Origin of the sequence: Christiangramia sediminicola (assembly GCF_031344135.1) — a bacterium.
Taxonomy (GTDB): domain Bacteria; phylum Bacteroidota; class Bacteroidia; order Flavobacteriales; family Flavobacteriaceae; genus Christiangramia; species Christiangramia sediminicola.
Map to the genome: position 1 here is coordinate 644,393 of NZ_JAVJIU010000004.1, position 15,169 is coordinate 659,561.

General features: G+C 35.6%; 15 protein-coding genes. 2 read left to right on the forward strand and 13 right to left on the reverse strand.

Annotation, left to right across the window (positions count from 1 at the left end; genetic code table 11):
* Positions 1–17 precede the first annotated feature (17 nt).
* The 8 genes from RE431_RS13445 to RE431_RS13480 all read right to left on the reverse strand — a co-directional run bounded on the left by RE431_RS13445 (position 18) and on the right by RE431_RS13480 (position 7,954).
* Positions 18–1,205, reverse strand: coding sequence for a hypothetical protein (locus tag RE431_RS13445; protein ID WP_309562505.1), 1,188 nt, complete (start codon positions 1,203–1,205; stop codon positions 18–20).
* 66 nt (positions 1,206–1,271) lie between these two features.
* Entirely contained in the window at positions 1,272–1,637 is a 366-nt protein-coding gene (locus tag RE431_RS13450) for a nuclear transport factor 2 family protein (protein WP_309562506.1), read from the reverse strand.
* A gap of 6 nt (positions 1,638–1,643) precedes the next feature.
* Positions 1,644–2,495 (reverse strand): DUF4138 domain-containing protein, encoded by an 852-nt coding sequence (locus RE431_RS13455; protein ID WP_309562507.1) that lies wholly within the window; start codon positions 2,493–2,495, stop codon positions 1,644–1,646.
* A gap of 31 nt (positions 2,496–2,526) precedes the next feature.
* Complete coding sequence (gene traM / locus RE431_RS13460; protein WP_309562508.1) at positions 2,527–3,456, reverse strand: conjugative transposon protein TraM; 930 nt, start codon at positions 3,454–3,456, stop codon at positions 2,527–2,529.
* 52 nt (positions 3,457–3,508) lie between these two features.
* Entirely contained in the window at positions 3,509–4,123 is a 615-nt protein-coding gene (locus RE431_RS13465) for a conjugal transfer protein TraK (protein ID WP_309562509.1), read from the reverse strand.
* The gene (locus RE431_RS13470; protein WP_309562510.1) at positions 4,120–4,962 is read right to left on the reverse strand and encodes a hypothetical protein; all 843 of its coding nucleotides are present in this window, start codon (positions 4,960–4,962) and stop codon (positions 4,120–4,122) included. Before RE431_RS13470 ends, RE431_RS13465 begins: the two co-directional genes overlap by 4 nt.
* Before the next feature lie 2 nt (positions 4,963–4,964).
* Complete coding sequence (locus RE431_RS13475; protein WP_309562511.1) at positions 4,965–5,546, reverse strand: TrbJ/VirB5 family protein; 582 nt, start codon at positions 5,544–5,546, stop codon at positions 4,965–4,967.
* A 5-nt stretch (positions 5,547–5,551) separates the two neighbouring features.
* Positions 5,552–7,954, reverse strand: a complete 2,403-nt coding sequence (locus RE431_RS13480) for a TraG family conjugative transposon ATPase (RefSeq protein WP_309562512.1) — start codon at positions 7,952–7,954, stop codon at positions 5,552–5,554.
* Between the two features lie 119 nt (positions 7,955–8,073).
* On the opposite strand from RE431_RS13480, the gene RE431_RS13485 reads away from it, so the two are divergent.
* A complete protein-coding gene (locus RE431_RS13485) occupies positions 8,074–8,208 on the forward strand; it encodes a hypothetical protein (RefSeq protein ID WP_309562513.1) in 135 nt (44 codons plus the stop codon).
* Positions 8,209–8,224: 16 nt separating this feature from the next.
* On the opposite strand, the gene RE431_RS13490 is transcribed toward RE431_RS13485, so the two are convergent.
* Positions 8,225–8,512, reverse strand: coding sequence for a hypothetical protein (locus tag RE431_RS13490; RefSeq protein WP_309562514.1), 288 nt, complete (start codon positions 8,510–8,512; stop codon positions 8,225–8,227).
* A gap of 189 nt (positions 8,513–8,701) precedes the next feature.
* Between RE431_RS13490 and RE431_RS13495 the strand changes: the two genes are divergently transcribed.
* Positions 8,702–9,334, forward strand: coding sequence for an N-acetylmuramoyl-L-alanine amidase family protein (locus tag RE431_RS13495; protein ID WP_309562515.1), 633 nt, complete (start codon positions 8,702–8,704; stop codon positions 9,332–9,334).
* Between the two features lie 171 nt (positions 9,335–9,505).
* Here RE431_RS13495 and RE431_RS13500 read toward each other — a convergent pair whose 3' ends face one another.
* The 4 genes from RE431_RS13500 to RE431_RS13515 are packed head-to-tail and all read right to left on the reverse strand — an operon-like array spanning position 9,506 to position 15,093.
* Complete coding sequence (locus RE431_RS13500; protein WP_309562516.1) at positions 9,506–10,429, reverse strand: hypothetical protein; 924 nt, start codon at positions 10,427–10,429, stop codon at positions 9,506–9,508.
* A gap of 1 nt (position 10,430) precedes the next feature.
* Complete coding sequence (locus RE431_RS13505; protein WP_309562517.1) at positions 10,431–13,604, reverse strand: rhoptry family protein; 3,174 nt, start codon at positions 13,602–13,604, stop codon at positions 10,431–10,433.
* On the reverse strand, positions 13,604–14,287 hold the full coding sequence (locus tag RE431_RS13510; protein WP_309562518.1) for a chromosome partition protein MukE: 684 nt from the start codon (positions 14,285–14,287) through the stop codon (positions 13,604–13,606). The genes RE431_RS13505 and RE431_RS13510 overlap by 1 nt, the downstream gene beginning before the upstream one ends.
* Complete coding sequence (locus RE431_RS13515) at positions 14,257–15,093, reverse strand: hypothetical protein (RefSeq protein WP_309562519.1); 837 nt, start codon at positions 15,091–15,093, stop codon at positions 14,257–14,259. The genes RE431_RS13510 and RE431_RS13515 overlap by 31 nt, the downstream gene beginning before the upstream one ends.
* Positions 15,094–15,169: the final 76 nt, after the last annotated feature.

The window sequence follows — 15,169 nt, forward strand, 5'->3', positions numbered from 1 at the left end:
AAAAAGAAGAATTACTATTAAAGGCCAAATCCTTTAAAATCTTCCTTCCTGTATTCCTTACTATTTGAGATAGTTGGCTTTTTAAAATGGCCTAATTCGTCTCGAACTTCCTTGGCAAGTGCAATGAATTCTTCACTTATTTCCGGAATATAGTGAGCGCAAATATCATAGACATCTTGTCCATCTCCATTATTTCCAAAAGCAATACCGATAACTCTTTCAACATTTGGATTTTCCATTCTGGCTACAATACATCTAAGTTCTAACTCTTTTTCTTTGCCTTCCCAGTTCTTGGAAGTTAAGGGCATAAATGTGTAACAATGTTTTGCATCCTTCAAAGGTCTTAGCATTCTAGCACTTAGTTTTCTTTGAATGGCATTATCCAGAATACCACCTAGTTCAATTCTATTAATACGGGATTCTTGATTGATCTCTCTTACGGCATCCTCAAAATCATTCCTACGCTCATCTGTTGTTTCCTCAGAAATGTGATAATGGTGTAATTGGGTAATCATATAATCCCAAATATTGCTTTGTGGTAATAATTCTTGCCATTCTGCATATTCATCAGATTCAATATAAGAATCCCACAAGCCACCTTCAGATACTATCGAATCCACTTTTTCATCTATATCAAGACCAGTTTGGATATAAAAAGCAAGAAAATCAGATTCTTTAGGCATAGAGAAATATTTTTCTTTTAGAAACTGCACTTTCTCAGAAAGATATTTTGTGAAATCTGTAATGGTGTCAAGTTCGCTTAAAAGAATTGAGGTTGATTCCTCATCAAAAACGTGAACATAGCCTTGACTAAAATCGCCATAAGGTAAGGGGATTGTGTTGTCGCTTCCAAAAGCAATCGCAATCCTAAATATTATCCTTTCGTTTTTTGGTGGTAAGGAAATTTTGTTTGTTCTGTTTTTGGCATAAACTTCATTGACAGTTTTTAGATAACGTTCAGCACCATAGATTTGTTTTGCAGAATCTTCAATAGCTTTTTTTATCCAACGCTCATATCTAACGTTTTCATCAGAATGGTTAGACATTCTGATATCCTTTACAGAAATTATTAAAACATAATTACCGCAAACAACCAAAACATCACATAACTCTTTATTCTTTTTACCTATAGGATTTGGGAAACTCCAAAAAGGAAGGAAGGATTTTTGGCATAAACTGGCTACATAGCGTTCGGATGGTGTCATAAAAAAAAAGCCAATACTAATGAAATATCTGCAAAGAAAGGATAAATTTTATTGGTCTAATAGAAATCAGAACGGTCCTTTATCCTTCGGCCCATTATGCGTAACCTTCCATTGGCCATCATTTTGCACTAACTTGAAAATACCAGGCTGAGAGTCGTAAGAAGTCGAGTATTTTATCCAGGCCACATCGTCTTCTATAGCCTTGTCTACAACTTTGAAGTCGGCTTCTGAGTTCTTGTCTTCAATAAACATTGACTGAATGCTGGCCAGGTGTGCATAGCCTTCTGCAGTAGTGTATTTTTTCAGGGTAGCCTCATCACCATGATAAAAACTCTCGGCAACAATTTTTGCCGTTTCAGCCGGGGAATGATTATTATTTTCCGCACAGGAAAAGAATAAAATTAGGAGTGAATAAATGAGCATTTTTTTCATAACAATTCAATTAGGATGATTAATAAATCTATGCGATATTTTAAGTTTAACCTTTCGTTCCCCGTTCTTTTCATTCAATTCAAGAACAGCTCTTCGGTCGTCACTTAAAGAGAATTTGGGAACGACATATACCAATCTTGCGGTTTCACCTTCCTTGATTCTGGAAGGCATATTATATTTGAATACCGGTGCTTTATATAGCTTCTGTAATGATTTCTTTTTACCTTTTTGTTTTGTTTCAACTGATAGATTCAGGAAATTTAGATCATAGTCTAAAGAAGATTTGTTTTTAATCTCTATAAAGAAGTAGAGTTCATCCTTATCAAAAACGATATTTTCAACACGTAATACGATGCCTTCATTTCGCTTTTTTATCGTTCCTATCTTCTGCTTTCGGTTAATTAAATAACTACAGAATTTCTTATAAGAATGCGCTTTATTATCAATCTTTTTATCCAGAGAATCGATACTTGTAGGTGCCGCAACTAAAGGCTTCTCATTACCAATACTACTGGTGTTTTGGATAAAATAATTCAGCTTCGAAAGCTGTTTTTTATACCTTACAATATACGAAAAAACTGAGCCATCTCTATTGATTACTAGTAAGTTACTTTCATCTCCCGGTTTGGCCTGAAGCAATCCAAAGTACTGTTCTTTTTCGCGATTATAAGTAAATACAAAATTGTCTGACCCCGTTATGCCTTGCCGGATAGGTTCCGGGAAAAATAAGGCGACATTCTTTTGATCATTGGCGTAAATGGTATCTAAACTTAGGGGTGTTTTTGCGTTTATCTGTCCCGAAGAAAGTAGGGGAGCAAAAGCAAAAATAAGAGTCGAAATGATGATGTACTTTTTCATAGGAGTAAATTTTTAAATGCCCTTTATGGACTCATAATTTTGGTTTTAGAATTAATTTGTAATTGTTCAGGACCGTTACTTTTACATTCCGATTCTGTCGTTGGAGTACTTTGGTTACACCACCTATCTGGGGAACGCTTGGGATATTGATATCCTGTATGAGGTCATCCAGGACTTCGCTTATAGCTTCCTCCCGAAAACTATTTTCCACATAAATTCCCTCGGTTCCATCCTGAAGATCAAAGGCTTTTAATCTGGTGGGGTGGTGGTTAATATTCTCTATTTCAATAAGTGCACGATTAGGCTGAAAACTGATGAATCCAAAAACGGGCGTATTCTTAGGAATTATTTTACCGTTAATAGTTGCTGGTTCGCTTAACCTCATTCGTAGTCGGGAATTAATCTTGACCACTTGCTCACCATCGACCACAGCAAATATAATAGCATCTGTCTTGGCACTAATCAATTTTTCATTTTTAGCTGGAGCTGAAGCGAAGAACAGTTGATGTTCCAGACCTAATTCTTTAGCTTCCATCTTTTGTCCGGCTTTTATTTCAGCGGAATCTTTTTTCTGGATCACGGACTCAGCCACCTTCTTTACGCCTATATTTTGATACGTCTTTTCAGAATACTGTATTCTGCCAGCTTTATATATACTGTCCACAATGTGCTCTTTCTCCTTTTCGGGTAAATCAGGGTCGTAGAAACCGAGGGAGTCTATCAATTTTTCATCATAGATACTCGGTGCATTGGTTTCCCGTACTTCCTTTAAATCATTGATGGCATCCAGTTTTGAGTCATATTCCTTCTGTTCCACGTCAAGCTCAGGCACCAAGGTTTGTCTAAGAACTTCATTTTCGTCTTCATTACCGCCAATGACTATCAAGGAATAGGAAACAATGAATATCACAACTACCAGAAGGACGGAGGCAAACACGATTTTATTTTTTTCAATTTTCATAAGATTGGATTTTAAGTGCCCACCCGCCTGCCGTCGGCCAGGTTATGGGCTTTCAATTTTCAGCAGATATTTTCTTTAAAGTGTTTTCAAAATAATCGGTAATAAGCAGCCCGTGTGGGTTGTTGGGGAAATTACGGTTGACGCTAATGAGCTTTCCTGTAGATACCATTTCATAGGTATCTACAATTGACCCCCGGTTAATTTCAAAAATGGTAATTGTTCTAAAAGAGTAAGCTCCATCCTTTTCTTCAAGTTGGGAATTGATACTTAAAACTTTCTGTACCAGCGAATATTGAAGTAATCGATTATAAACTCCATCAGCTTTCTTTTGTCTATAGAGATTGTCCACGGAACTATTGCCTAGCCAAAGCGCTTTTTCCAAGTTCGTCTCGTAGTTACTTGCATCGATATTATAGAAATACCTATGGAACAATTCTAAATGGGCAAGGGCTTCTACCCTGAAATTTTCTTTCTGGGCTATGAGCTTCAAAGGAATTACGGAACCATCTGTATTAATCGCAAATGCGTTGTTCATTGCCTTGTTATTGATGTTGAATACCATCCAAACTGAAAAGAAGCTGGAGAGTGTTGCACAGATAACCACAGCCAAAACGATAAATCGGTTGATCCTAAGCACGGTGTATATGTTTTTATAAGGTGTTTTCATTGTGTAAAAAGTCTTAGTGTAAATGAAATAGCGCGCCGATAGAGTTTGAATTTTAGAAATACGATAAAACCCACCGAACCCAGCTGTACAACAGGGGCAAAAAAGCCACTGCCTAAATCTGTCCCAAACAGGTTCGTCCAAAAGTTGGTGTTGATCTCCGTATATATCGCATTAACGAAAATATTTACCAGGAAAAAGGCTGGGACAAGCATATAGACTCCGGCATACAATCTGAAAAAGTTGTAAGCCATGGATCGGAATTTTTCAAAAACGGCAAGGCTGATGACCAATGGAAAGAAGGCCTGCATTATGCCTAAAAGAAAGAAGCGCTCAGCCAGAAATAATGGGTAAATGAATAGGTCTAAAATCCATAGAATAATACCAATGATAAATGCAAATATTTTAAATCCGTAAAGGGGTGTGACCAGTGCCTCATAAAGCAATGTCATTGCATTTTTTGCGGCATCCATTAGGTTAACATCTTCTTCAATGGGAATATCCTGCATTTGTAAAGGCAACAGGGCAGGCGCGGTGCCGCGATATTGGGCTTCTATGGAAACCAGGATACTATCAAAAAAACCAAGGATTTGTGTGGAGAAAATGACAAGGAGAACCACTGCAAAGTTTTTGGCTAATTCCCCTGGACTTAAGCCCCAGGTGTAACCATCCTTATCTGCCACGCCTTCGTTGTATTTTTTAAGGATATTGACTAGAAAGAACAACACTGCAAGTGTTTTCATTCCGGCAATGGTATATTGCGAGAAGCTGCTGTTCTGGATAGTCTGGAAAACCGTATCGATATATTCCAGTCCGATTCCTAAAAGAATTGTCGCGGTCATTTTTAATATGCTGTTTCGCGGTTATTGATTTTATCCTGCATCTTTCGGAAGGAAATGATATCCCGATAGCGCCTTGTTTTTGTAGTAATATTGGAGACCATTTCTCTGGACTCCAGCTCTTTCTGCTTTAGTATTTCGGCACGGTCTGCATCACTCATTTTGAGATAGTCACTGGATAGGATCTCGTCTATGAAATCCATTGTGTCCAATGAATTATCTACAATAGCACTGAACGATTCTGATATTCTTTGCACTTCCTCTGGTTTGATGTAGGGGGAATTAAGAATATCGCGTAAATCGCTTTGCATCACCGCAATAAGACGCTGATTGTTACGACTTATTTCTCGAACCGCTTTTAATTGCCGCACCACATTATTTACTTTTTCTAAACTTTCTTTTTGTTGCTTCAAAAAGTTTACGGTTTTCAGAAGATTAGCAGTTTGTTTTCCAGACTCCAATAGTTGCTTAACCAGACTTACAAAGTTGGTGTTATCATAGACCGGCATTCCCTGGGCCACAGCCCGGCCGGGCAGTAAGAGGGTAATCATCATTACCCCTACTAAGATTTGAAATTTAGTTCTCATGATTTCTAATTTTTAGATGAATATTCCGTGATTGCTTTTTCCATATTTTGATGTCGCTTATAGAGCTTCATTATAGCGTCGTTTTCTTGCCCGTCTGTGAGATAGGCGGCGAAAACTTCCTTGGGAACTTCAAGCCGGAAAATGTTACTTTCCTTACCAATCTTGATAAACATTTCAGTGTACTTGCGTGAACCGGTAAGGTTGTTCTTAATAGATTTCAACTGATTGAGATCGTGGCTTGATAGGTTGAGTCGCCTGACCAATTCTGCATATCCCTTTTCGTTGTTTAGGCTATAGATCACTTGCGTATTTTCCAATATGCTGGCGGATGTAGCGTTTTGGGGGAGCTGATTGATGGATTGAAGAATGATTCCAATCGCCCCGTTCTGTTTCCGAATAGCCTGGTAGTAGAATTCCACACTTTCCAGTACGTTTTCAAACTTCAGCTGCTTGGCAAATTCGTCGAATAGGATGATGCCTTTTTCGGCACGGTTCTTCCAAATTGTTCGTTGTATAGCTGACTTTATCAGTTTCAACATCACGGATAGGATTTCCTTATTATCCTTTACTTCATCGAGTTCAAAAACAATCAATCGCTTGTCCTCGATTTTATAAGTCTGGTCTTCGCTTACCTCAAAGAGAAAACTATATAAACCATTGCCGACATACTCCGACATAATGTGGAGGAAGTTGGTAATATTGAAATAGTCAGGATGAATTTTAAGGGTATCCAGAAGGTCGTTTTGATTCTGCTCGATAAAATGATAGAAACCATCCAACGAGTGATCTTCTGAAGTGCTATCGTAATAATAGCGTAGTATCTTTTTGACTGAAACTGATTGTGCTTTGGTGACTTTCAGATCGGAAGTAAAGAGCTCGAACAGAAATACCGATAGATCTTCCAGTCGTTCCGGTGTCAGGTCATTTGTATTGCTGATGTAAAATGGGTTAATACCCAAATTCTTTCCGCTCTCATATCTGAGCACGGTATATTGTCCAGGATAAAGTTTGGCAAATTTGGTATAAGAACCTCCCAAATCAATGATGACCAGGCGAACCCCACTTTCAAAGTATTGACGTAGGATGTTGTTAGCCAAAAAGGATTTGCCTTCGCCAGTCGGGGCGAAAATGGCAAAGTTTCTTGCTTTAATGCGTTTCTTACTTTCATCCCAAACATCTTTAAGAACAGGAATGTTATGTTCCCGGTCGTTAAATATGATTCCGGTCGCATCTGATTTGTAATTGGTATTGTTAATGAATAGGCAAATCGCATGTTTTAAATCGGTTACATATAAATCTTCGTTGGAAAAATTAGATGAAAAGCAGCAGTAACTGTTTAGTATATAATTCTTACGTTCCTCGCCACGCGGATAGTAGGGGATGATATCGAGTTCTTTAAACTCCGTTTTTATTTTAGAAGCTATTCTATCTAGTTTCGCGTCTTCCCGGTCCCAATACACGATATTCAAATGACCACGAATAATCCGGGCATTATCATCGGCATTGATCTGGTCAAGGATATGCTGGATTTTTCCCAGAACCACTTTATTCTGAGAGCCAAAATTGGAACTCTTGTTCAGTTCCTCGACCTTCTTGTCGAGCAGCTTGCGCCATTTTTGTTTATCGTCCAGATACAGGATCTGGTTGACAATATGGTTTTCTTTCAACGTAAGCCCTAAACCATCAATAAACCCCTGATGAAACACAAAATCGTCTGAAGTGAATTTCTCATTGGTTTTGCTACTCTGTACACTTTCGCCAAAGCACAGTTCGCTATTGATGGCCAGGGCATCAAAATAATTTTCTCCTATATTGACGTTTGACTTTTCCAACAGAATATCGGTATCAAAACCTTCGTTAAAGCCATTGAAATACCCGCTGGTCAGCTCATTAATTCCATTTGCTTCAAGCGGAATAATTTCGATTTTTCTGCTATTATTGATAAACGAAACTGAATCGTTAACCGAACCTATAAAGCTGTTTATATTATCGTCCAGTTTTCGTGCAATACCCTTGGTAACTTTGCGGAAAGGATTTACAAACTTTGGATTGTTCAAAGCCTTGTTTTTAGTCAGGATAAAGAATAGATAGCAGCGGTGTTTCATATATTCCATTCCCTGGAAATGATCATGCGTAGCTTTTTCCAAAAAAGTTTTATTCGGTAGTTTATCCGAACAATAGACCTTTTTTAAATAGATATCCTGTTTGTGAACTACCGTGCCAACTGGAAGGGATTTTAATGCCTGAAACCAGCTTCCGTGGATTTCTTCAAAATCCTTTTCAGATAGGGAATAGATCTCCGGGAGTATTACTTCATAACATAAGACCACATTGCCGTTTGTGGCAAAAATGATATTGTCTTGAATATCTGCAATGGGGCGATATTTTGAAAGATTAATCTTGTCCATAATAAAAGCCTGAGTTTTGTTTGTTGCTGATAATTTCTGGGAAGGCTTTTGCCGTTTGTAAGATTTGTGGATTGTTGGTTATCTGAGTCAATGAAATATAGAGTGCTGCATTGAATACCATGGCACAAATAATTATCGTAAAACTGAAAGAGAAGATGATGACCAGAAGCGAAGCGATAATGGAAATCATCATCAATGCGAACAGGGAAATAGGTAGCCCAAAAATGACCGCCCTTTTCCTGATGTTTTTATAGACCTCAAATTTTTTCATTATACAACGATTGAGATTAGATAGGTAAAGATTCCCACAACTGCCCCTGCAATAAGCACAAAGACCAGTACCCGGGTGATACCCTTTTTAAGATCAGCATTCTCTCCAAAGAAATGTCCTGCATTAAAAAGAAAACCAATGAGGAAAATTACCCCCAGAATAATGGGGAAAATGGTTCGAATGGTATTGGACACATCATCGACAGAATTTTCAATGCCTCCAATTTGAGCGAAAAGTGACGAGGAGAGCAATGAAAGAAAAGTTACTAGGTAGATTGATTTTTTCATAACGGAAAATTTTAAATTTTTGATTCATTTTCGTTATAAGAAAAGTACATATATTTGTTTTTAAATAACTGATAATCAAATAATTGTGAATAAAATATTATTTAAACTCAAATGAATTCGGATGGTTTTATTTGACATCAAATTCTATGAATTTTGGATAGTAAGTTGTTGATAACCCGAAAAGTAAAAATGAAGAAGGTGTTTAAAAACGTCAGTTTTGTGATTTTACTCTTAAAAATGTGCTTCATTTTTGGGCAGGAAATTCCTATCCAAAAAATAATTGTAATTGATGTGGGACACGGTGGAAAAGATTCCGGTGCCGTTGGAATAAATGGTATTCAGGAGAAAGATGTGGTGTTGAATATTGCGAACGAAATTTTGAGGCTAAATAAATGGTCTAAAAATCCAATTGATATCTATTTGACAAGATATAGTGATACGCTAATTTCTTTGTCGGATAGGATCAAAATGGCTAAAGCCCTAAAAACTGATTTGTTTGTTTCCTTGCATAGCAATCATTCCGATGATCCAAATGCCAGGGGGATCGAAATTTATACCTCAAAGAAACAAGGCGAATTTTCTAAAGAATCTGTTCTCATCGGCTATCAAATTGAAAAGGCGTTATGTAAAACCATAGGTTATGAAAGTAGAGGTGTAAAGTTTACGAACTTTCAAGTGATTCGGGGAACAGTTGACTTTTGCCCTTCTTTACTATTGGAATTGGGTTTTTTGAGCAATAAAGATGAAGGCAACTTTATTTCAAATGACGAAAATATCCATTTTGTCGCATTATCCATTTTGCAATCCATCCAAAATCATTAGCGTTATGAAAGATATATTTTTAGAGTTGACAAAGAGTTTGAAGGCTATTGTTTTACAATTAATCTCAGAAGTGATTTTGATGTATAAGTCCTTTAGAAATTAAGCAACTTCTTTGAACATTCCAATTCCAAGTTAAGAAATTAGGATTAATGGGTAATTATATAAATGTTTCTAGACAGTCTCAACCATTTCAATTAAATCATTGTCTTCTTCTGTAATCCAATGGTTCTGTTCAATAAGAGTCTTGATGATAGTTTGCTGATTTAGACTATAATCTGTAAAATTCAAGCCGGAAAGAATGGAAGCTTTCTGAGGCGTTTTCCATAGACTATTATGTTCAGATTTCACAATGTCTTTGGATTGTGCATTGGGTGTAAGTAATTTTATCTGTGGAAAAATCTCTTTTACATCTTGAAAAATATCCAAACCGTCATAATCCCAATCGCAAGAATAATATATAGGTAGGTCTCTTGTTTCTGAAAAAATCAATTTTGAAATATTTCGCCCACCTGCATACCAAAGTTCAATATTGTATTTTCGAGGTCTTGTTGGTCTTTTGAGAAAATCGAGATTTTCGCAAAGCACAATACATTTTGGTTTGTTGCACTTTAAGGCATAGATGTATTGTTGGTCTTTGTCATCTGCTAATTCAGATATGTTCAAAACATATTTTACAGCATCGATTAAGGCGTTTTTGCCCAAAAGGTATTTTTCATTTTTGAAGAACATTGAGGATACACCTCTAATGGATTCTTCATATTCAATCATCTGAGCTCTTATTTCCAATAGCTCGCCACTATCCATCCTTGTCTTTATATCCATCAGGATTTTAATATCCTCTTCTGCAAATCTCAATTGCGGCTTTATCAATTCATTTTCTTCTAAAAATGTGAAGTAATCTTTAAAATCTTGCAGATGGTGTTTCTCGTAATAGTCATCAAAACCACGTCCTTTGTTTACATTTTTACCAAGAGAAATTAATTCTCTTGTATTTAATAAATGCTCAATTTCAGCATCCTTTTTAAGCGAGGCTTTATTTTTGGTTTTGCCAGAAAGATATATTTCATTTAGAGATTTTAGGACAGTCCAGTTCATATCAATTATTAGTGCTTTCTAAATAAGTTTTAAGGTCTTCTTTGTTTTCGTTGGTTTTGAAAAAACTATTTGGTGTTGGATAGTTAATTTCTGGGTTGTCCTTTCCTTCGATTAAATGGTATAAATACCAACCATCGGTACTATCAGAGCCATAGGGTTTTGGTGTCATTGTAATTATTTGATATCCAAACTCTTTAGCTATGTCAGGGAACGCATTAAAGTTGGTTCTGTCTAAATTTGATATTTCTTCAAGTATCAAGAAGCGTATGCCAGGTCTCTTTTTCTCTTCGACTATGGATAATCTTCCTATTCCGAGTAAAACTATTGCAGCATAGCTTTCGCCAGTACTTCCTGGTTTCTCAACATTATTGTTGTCTGTAAACTTTGTATCGAGTTCAAAATAAGATTTGGGGTTAAGTAGGTCGGCCATTTTAATACGTTCAGAATAATTCGTTGCTTTTTGAAAAAAATCCTCAACAAACTGTTCTACCGAATTCCCAAAAGGCAATTGCCCCTCTTGATACACTTTTTGTGATGATGATTGTAAAGCATTGACCCAATCTATGCTGAAACTCTGAAGCGGTTTAAATTTTATTTGAAAATAATATTTCCCACCAATTTTTTTACCCTTAAAAAAAGTGTTCAAATCTGCTATGGTAGTTTCATAGTGGTCGTACCTGCCTCGTGTGTGCTTAAAGATTTTGAGCATAGCTTCATATATGCTATCCATCATCGAGAAACGTTGCCGGTTGGATTCGTTAAGGCTCTCAGGGATATTGTCCAGATACCCAACCGAAGCGCCCAATAAAATTCGCTCTAAAACTTTAAAGGAAAACATACTGTTTTCAAGTTGTTCCTTGATTTCAACATCTTCTTCAATATCGGGATAGCTTCTAACAGTACTTCTATAATCAGTTACAAAATTAACGTTGGCTTTAGAGTACTTTTCTTCTAAACTATTTAAGTCGTTCTGATTAGTCTCAGATTTTTTTAAACTTTCAATATCAAAATCTGGATAATGTTTTTTTAGCTTATCTAAATCAGATTGTAACGTAGATGTTGCGCTTTCAAATTCTGTTTTAGTTTTTTCCAAATCCCCTTCCTGTCTGGGAATGTATTTTTCCAGCATTTGCTGTTCAGTAGAATCCTTTAAAATTTTAGTTGTGAGAGTAGATTGTGTTTCTTTGAGAAATTGTATTGCATTGTTCTGTTCTATAACTTTATCTGAAATATTGTTTTGAGTAATTCCAAGTGATTTTTTAAGGGTAATCTTAGCCAGATTCTTTTCTTTTTCCTCAATGCTGTTATTTAGGCTTTTTAATTTTTTTGAGAGGTTTTGAATAATGCCAGCACATAATTTTAATTCATTAAATGCAGAGTAATCTTTAATCTTATCATCAGCTTTTTTCAAATAATCATTTACAATGTTTTCCTCATACGGCTGTCCTTTTTCAAAAGCTTCAATATTGCTTAGCTTCAGATTAATATGCTCAAGTTCTTCTCGTAATTCATCTTTCTTATGTTTAGCCGCAGCAACTAACGTTTCCTTATCTTGGAACATTCTTTTGGACTTTGTTTTTTGGACAAATTGAGAAAGCTGACCTGTTTTAAACCAATATCCGTTATTAACCTTATCGTATTCGATATTTTTAGTGTTGAGTACTGTAGTATTTTCAACTACTAACGTTCCGCTGCTTATATCATTTGGTTTTTTTGTTAGGGCAGTTGAAAGAAGGTTGAAAAGTATGGTTTCTTGTCCTTCAGTCAGTTCATTTCCCTCGTTTAGCAATTTTGAAAATAAGCTGTCTTTTTTGTTAAGTGAAAGCAGCTCGATGGTGTTTTTTATTGCAGATGTTTTTTCAGCGAAGTCATTTTTTGCTTTGGCGATAGCATTACTTTGTTTTTCTATTTTTTTATAAATTTCTGAAAGTGAGGCGTATTGTAAATAAATAGGTGTGAAATGGTCTATTCGTCTTTTGATTTCGCTTGTGTGGTAATCCTCAATATTTACAGTTACTGAATATTTTGTCTCATTCTTTAACTTCGGAATCTGAATTTTAGATAAGGTAGTGACTTCTTTATTTAAGTCAGACATTTCTTCAACAATCTCTTCATATTCAAGCATTTTTCCGAGCAGAAGATTAGAGTTTTCTAATTTCTTGGTTATTTTTAACGCTTCTTTATTTTCTTCCTTTAAAGATTTTTTGAGTGTATCAAATCTCTTTCGGTCTGCACCCAATTTTTCTTCGAGGTATTTTTTGACTTTTTCAATACGAAAGCGTTCTTGTTTTGAATCGCAATATTTTAGGGTAAAATATGTGAGCTTATGTTCGTTCAATTTTTCTTCAAGGACTTTTAAATTTGTTAAGTCCTTCTGTTTTCTATTGAGCTCAATTATCAAATTATCAAGAACTTTGTAGTCGCTGATTAGTTTCTCTAAATCCTTTTTATGCGTTTCATATTGATTTTGGAATAACTCATTATCATTTTCAAAAAGAAAATCCTTTAGGCTGCTGTCGTTATCGGTATCCAGCGTTTTGGCTTTTGAAAATGATTGAATGATTTTGGCAAATGTTTTAAGGTTGTCCTCATTCGCAAGGTTTATGGGCATTATTTTTTTATCGTATAGAAACTTATAGAAGTCCAGTTTTTGCTCTTTGAACGTAAAATGCTTCAGGTAAACGCCCTTATCTTCTCTTAGATTTACCATTAACTTCTCAATATCTGGTATCTCATCGTTTTTTATAAAATCTTTGAAAGTCAGCAATTTTTGCTTTGGGATTACCAGTTCGCTTATATCTATGTTGTCTTCAATTTTATAGGCTTTGTTGAGTGCCCAGAAGGATTTGAGCGGGCGACTTTTTTTATTTGGTATATTTACACCAATAGTAATGAACTGGTCTTTTTTAAATTCGATGTTCATAAAAACATAAGCATCGGATGTATGATACGGCAACGTGGAAATTAGTCTCTTATCTTTTTTCAAACTATCGGTACCAAATACAATTTTGTCCTTATCCGTAATGAATATGAGCTGTATTAAATCCGCGATGATAGATTTGCCTATGCCATTACTGCCTGTAAAATCTGTCCTTACATTGTGCAACAAATAATCTTGATTATAGTGCTTAATCACACCAACCGTTGAAAGCGAATATATTCTTGGGTAATTCATTATTCTTTTTGTTTTCTGTAATCATTAACAAAGGTTTCAAAATTGGCTATTTCATTTTCGTATAATTTCTGAAATCTGTATATGGATTCCTTGATTGTGAAAGCGATTTCCCCAGAGTTTTCTGAGTTAAACCTTTTTACCCATCCCATTTTTTCAAAATCCCTGATTGTACTTTTTAGCATTTTGATGACTCTGCCCCATTCTGATTCAGAATAGCTGTCGCGTTCTTCCTTGAATAAAAGAGTTTTGTAAAGTGAGCTATGTTCGCCGTCAGTTATTTCTCTTTTGATATCTTCAAAAACGATGTTCTTAGGTTTTTCAAAATAACGGTCGTAGTACATACTTAATAACATTATGCCTACGATTGTTTGGTTTTCTGACAACTCTTTGTTTCGTGCCGTTGGACTTAGCTTTCCTTTAGATTCGCCAATAAAATCCAAATAATAAAATGTGATGTTGTCTTTGGTTTCCTTCGATAATTCCAAGTTATAGAGTGATGTGTAATAATGGTTCAATTCACTAGTGAACTTTCTTAAAAGGTCGAAAAGATAATAGTTATCATCTTGTATGTGGCCGCCACGTAAAAGTTCAATATTCAAATCGGCAAAATGCCGTTGAAACTCTTCTTTTTGCAAATATTTATATGAATTATCTATTGTGCCGATGTGATTTTCATTTTCCATACAATAATGTTGTTCTGTTCATAATTCTCGGGCATTTCTTTTGATATTTCAACGGAATATTCAGAAAGCCCATTGGCATACTCAAAAAGTTCGTAACCTACGTTTAACGCAATTTCAGTATCATTTTTTTCCCTCAATATCTTATAAAAATGTTCGGTAAAATCAAGTTCTTTATTGCGTTTCAATAAATCCTTATAAAACCTTGTGAGTTTGGCGGTATTCTGTTGTCGTTCTATTTCTTTTTCGATTTTTACCGTTTCTTTTCTTTGATATGTGGTATCAATTTGTGATGGGATAACCTTATTTACAGGTTTGCTAAAAGAATCTTTGTATCTAACCCATCTGAATCTAAAAGTTTCTTTAGGTAGCGTCTTTCTAGGAAAATACCCAGGTAGTTTTGGGCCATCCTTGTCATAGTAAGCCTCATTAAGCGTAAATCTTAAAAAACGCTTTACATTGAGCCTAAAGCGGGATTGATTTCTAAAGTTATCCTGTAGATGGTTTAGTTGAGCACTTGCAAAAATAAATTTATCAATCAACTGCTGTAACTTATCGTCCACACGTTGAAAAAAGTAAGAAACTTTATCTCGAATATTAATGGCTTCCTTATACTCGATATCCAAAATCTCAAATTTTTCTTTTTCGGCATCATCTTCAGGATGTTTGTAATCTTCCAATCGGTTTTTAAACATTTCAACAACTTGTCGCATTTTAGAATCTAATGCACCACCAAGCTTCATTGTGTCTTTTATTTCATCAGACCGTTTTCCGATAGTTTTGAATATTGCTGAAAATTCATCTGCCATTGCACTTGCACTTTCAAAATCCTTGGCAAGTACTTCGTTTAGTTTTTTAATATTGGTATTTACATCATCCTTACGG

Excerpts from the sequence above, each read along its gene's own strand:
- RE431_RS13445 (WP_309562505.1), bottom strand. The coding sequence starts at position 1,205 with ATGACACCATCCGAACGCTATGTAGCCAGTTTATGCCAAAAATCCTTC.
- RE431_RS13450 (WP_309562506.1), bottom strand. The coding sequence starts at position 1,637 with ATGAAAAAAATGCTCATTTATTCACTCCTAATTTTATTCTTTTCCTGT.
- RE431_RS13455 (WP_309562507.1), bottom strand. The coding sequence starts at position 2,495 with ATGAAAAAGTACATCATCATTTCGACTCTTATTTTTGCTTTTGCTCCC.
- traM (WP_309562508.1), bottom strand. The coding sequence starts at position 3,456 with ATGAAAATTGAAAAAAATAAAATCGTGTTTGCCTCCGTCCTTCTGGTA.
- RE431_RS13465 (WP_309562509.1), bottom strand. The coding sequence starts at position 4,123 with ATGAAAACACCTTATAAAAACATATACACCGTGCTTAGGATCAACCGA.
- RE431_RS13470 (WP_309562510.1), bottom strand. The coding sequence starts at position 4,962 with ATGACCGCGACAATTCTTTTAGGAATCGGACTGGAATATATCGATACG.
- RE431_RS13475 (WP_309562511.1), bottom strand. The coding sequence starts at position 5,546 with ATGAGAACTAAATTTCAAATCTTAGTAGGGGTAATGATGATTACCCTC.
- RE431_RS13480 (WP_309562512.1), bottom strand. The coding sequence starts at position 7,954 with ATGGACAAGATTAATCTTTCAAAATATCGCCCCATTGCAGATATTCAA.
- RE431_RS13485 (WP_309562513.1), top strand. The coding sequence starts at position 8,074 with ATGGCACAAATAATTATCGTAAAACTGAAAGAGAAGATGATGACCAGA.
- RE431_RS13490 (WP_309562514.1), bottom strand. The coding sequence starts at position 8,512 with ATGAAAAAATCAATCTACCTAGTAACTTTTCTTTCATTGCTCTCCTCG.
- RE431_RS13495 (WP_309562515.1), top strand. The coding sequence starts at position 8,702 with ATGAAGAAGGTGTTTAAAAACGTCAGTTTTGTGATTTTACTCTTAAAA.
- RE431_RS13500 (WP_309562516.1), bottom strand. The coding sequence starts at position 10,429 with ATGAACTGGACTGTCCTAAAATCTCTAAATGAAATATATCTTTCTGGC.
- RE431_RS13505 (WP_309562517.1), bottom strand. The coding sequence starts at position 13,604 with ATGAATTACCCAAGAATATATTCGCTTTCAACGGTTGGTGTGATTAAG.
- RE431_RS13510 (WP_309562518.1), bottom strand. The coding sequence starts at position 14,287 with ATGGAAAATGAAAATCACATCGGCACAATAGATAATTCATATAAATAT.
- RE431_RS13515 (WP_309562519.1), bottom strand. The coding sequence starts at position 15,093 with ATGGCAGATGAATTTTCAGCAATATTCAAAACTATCGGAAAACGGTCT.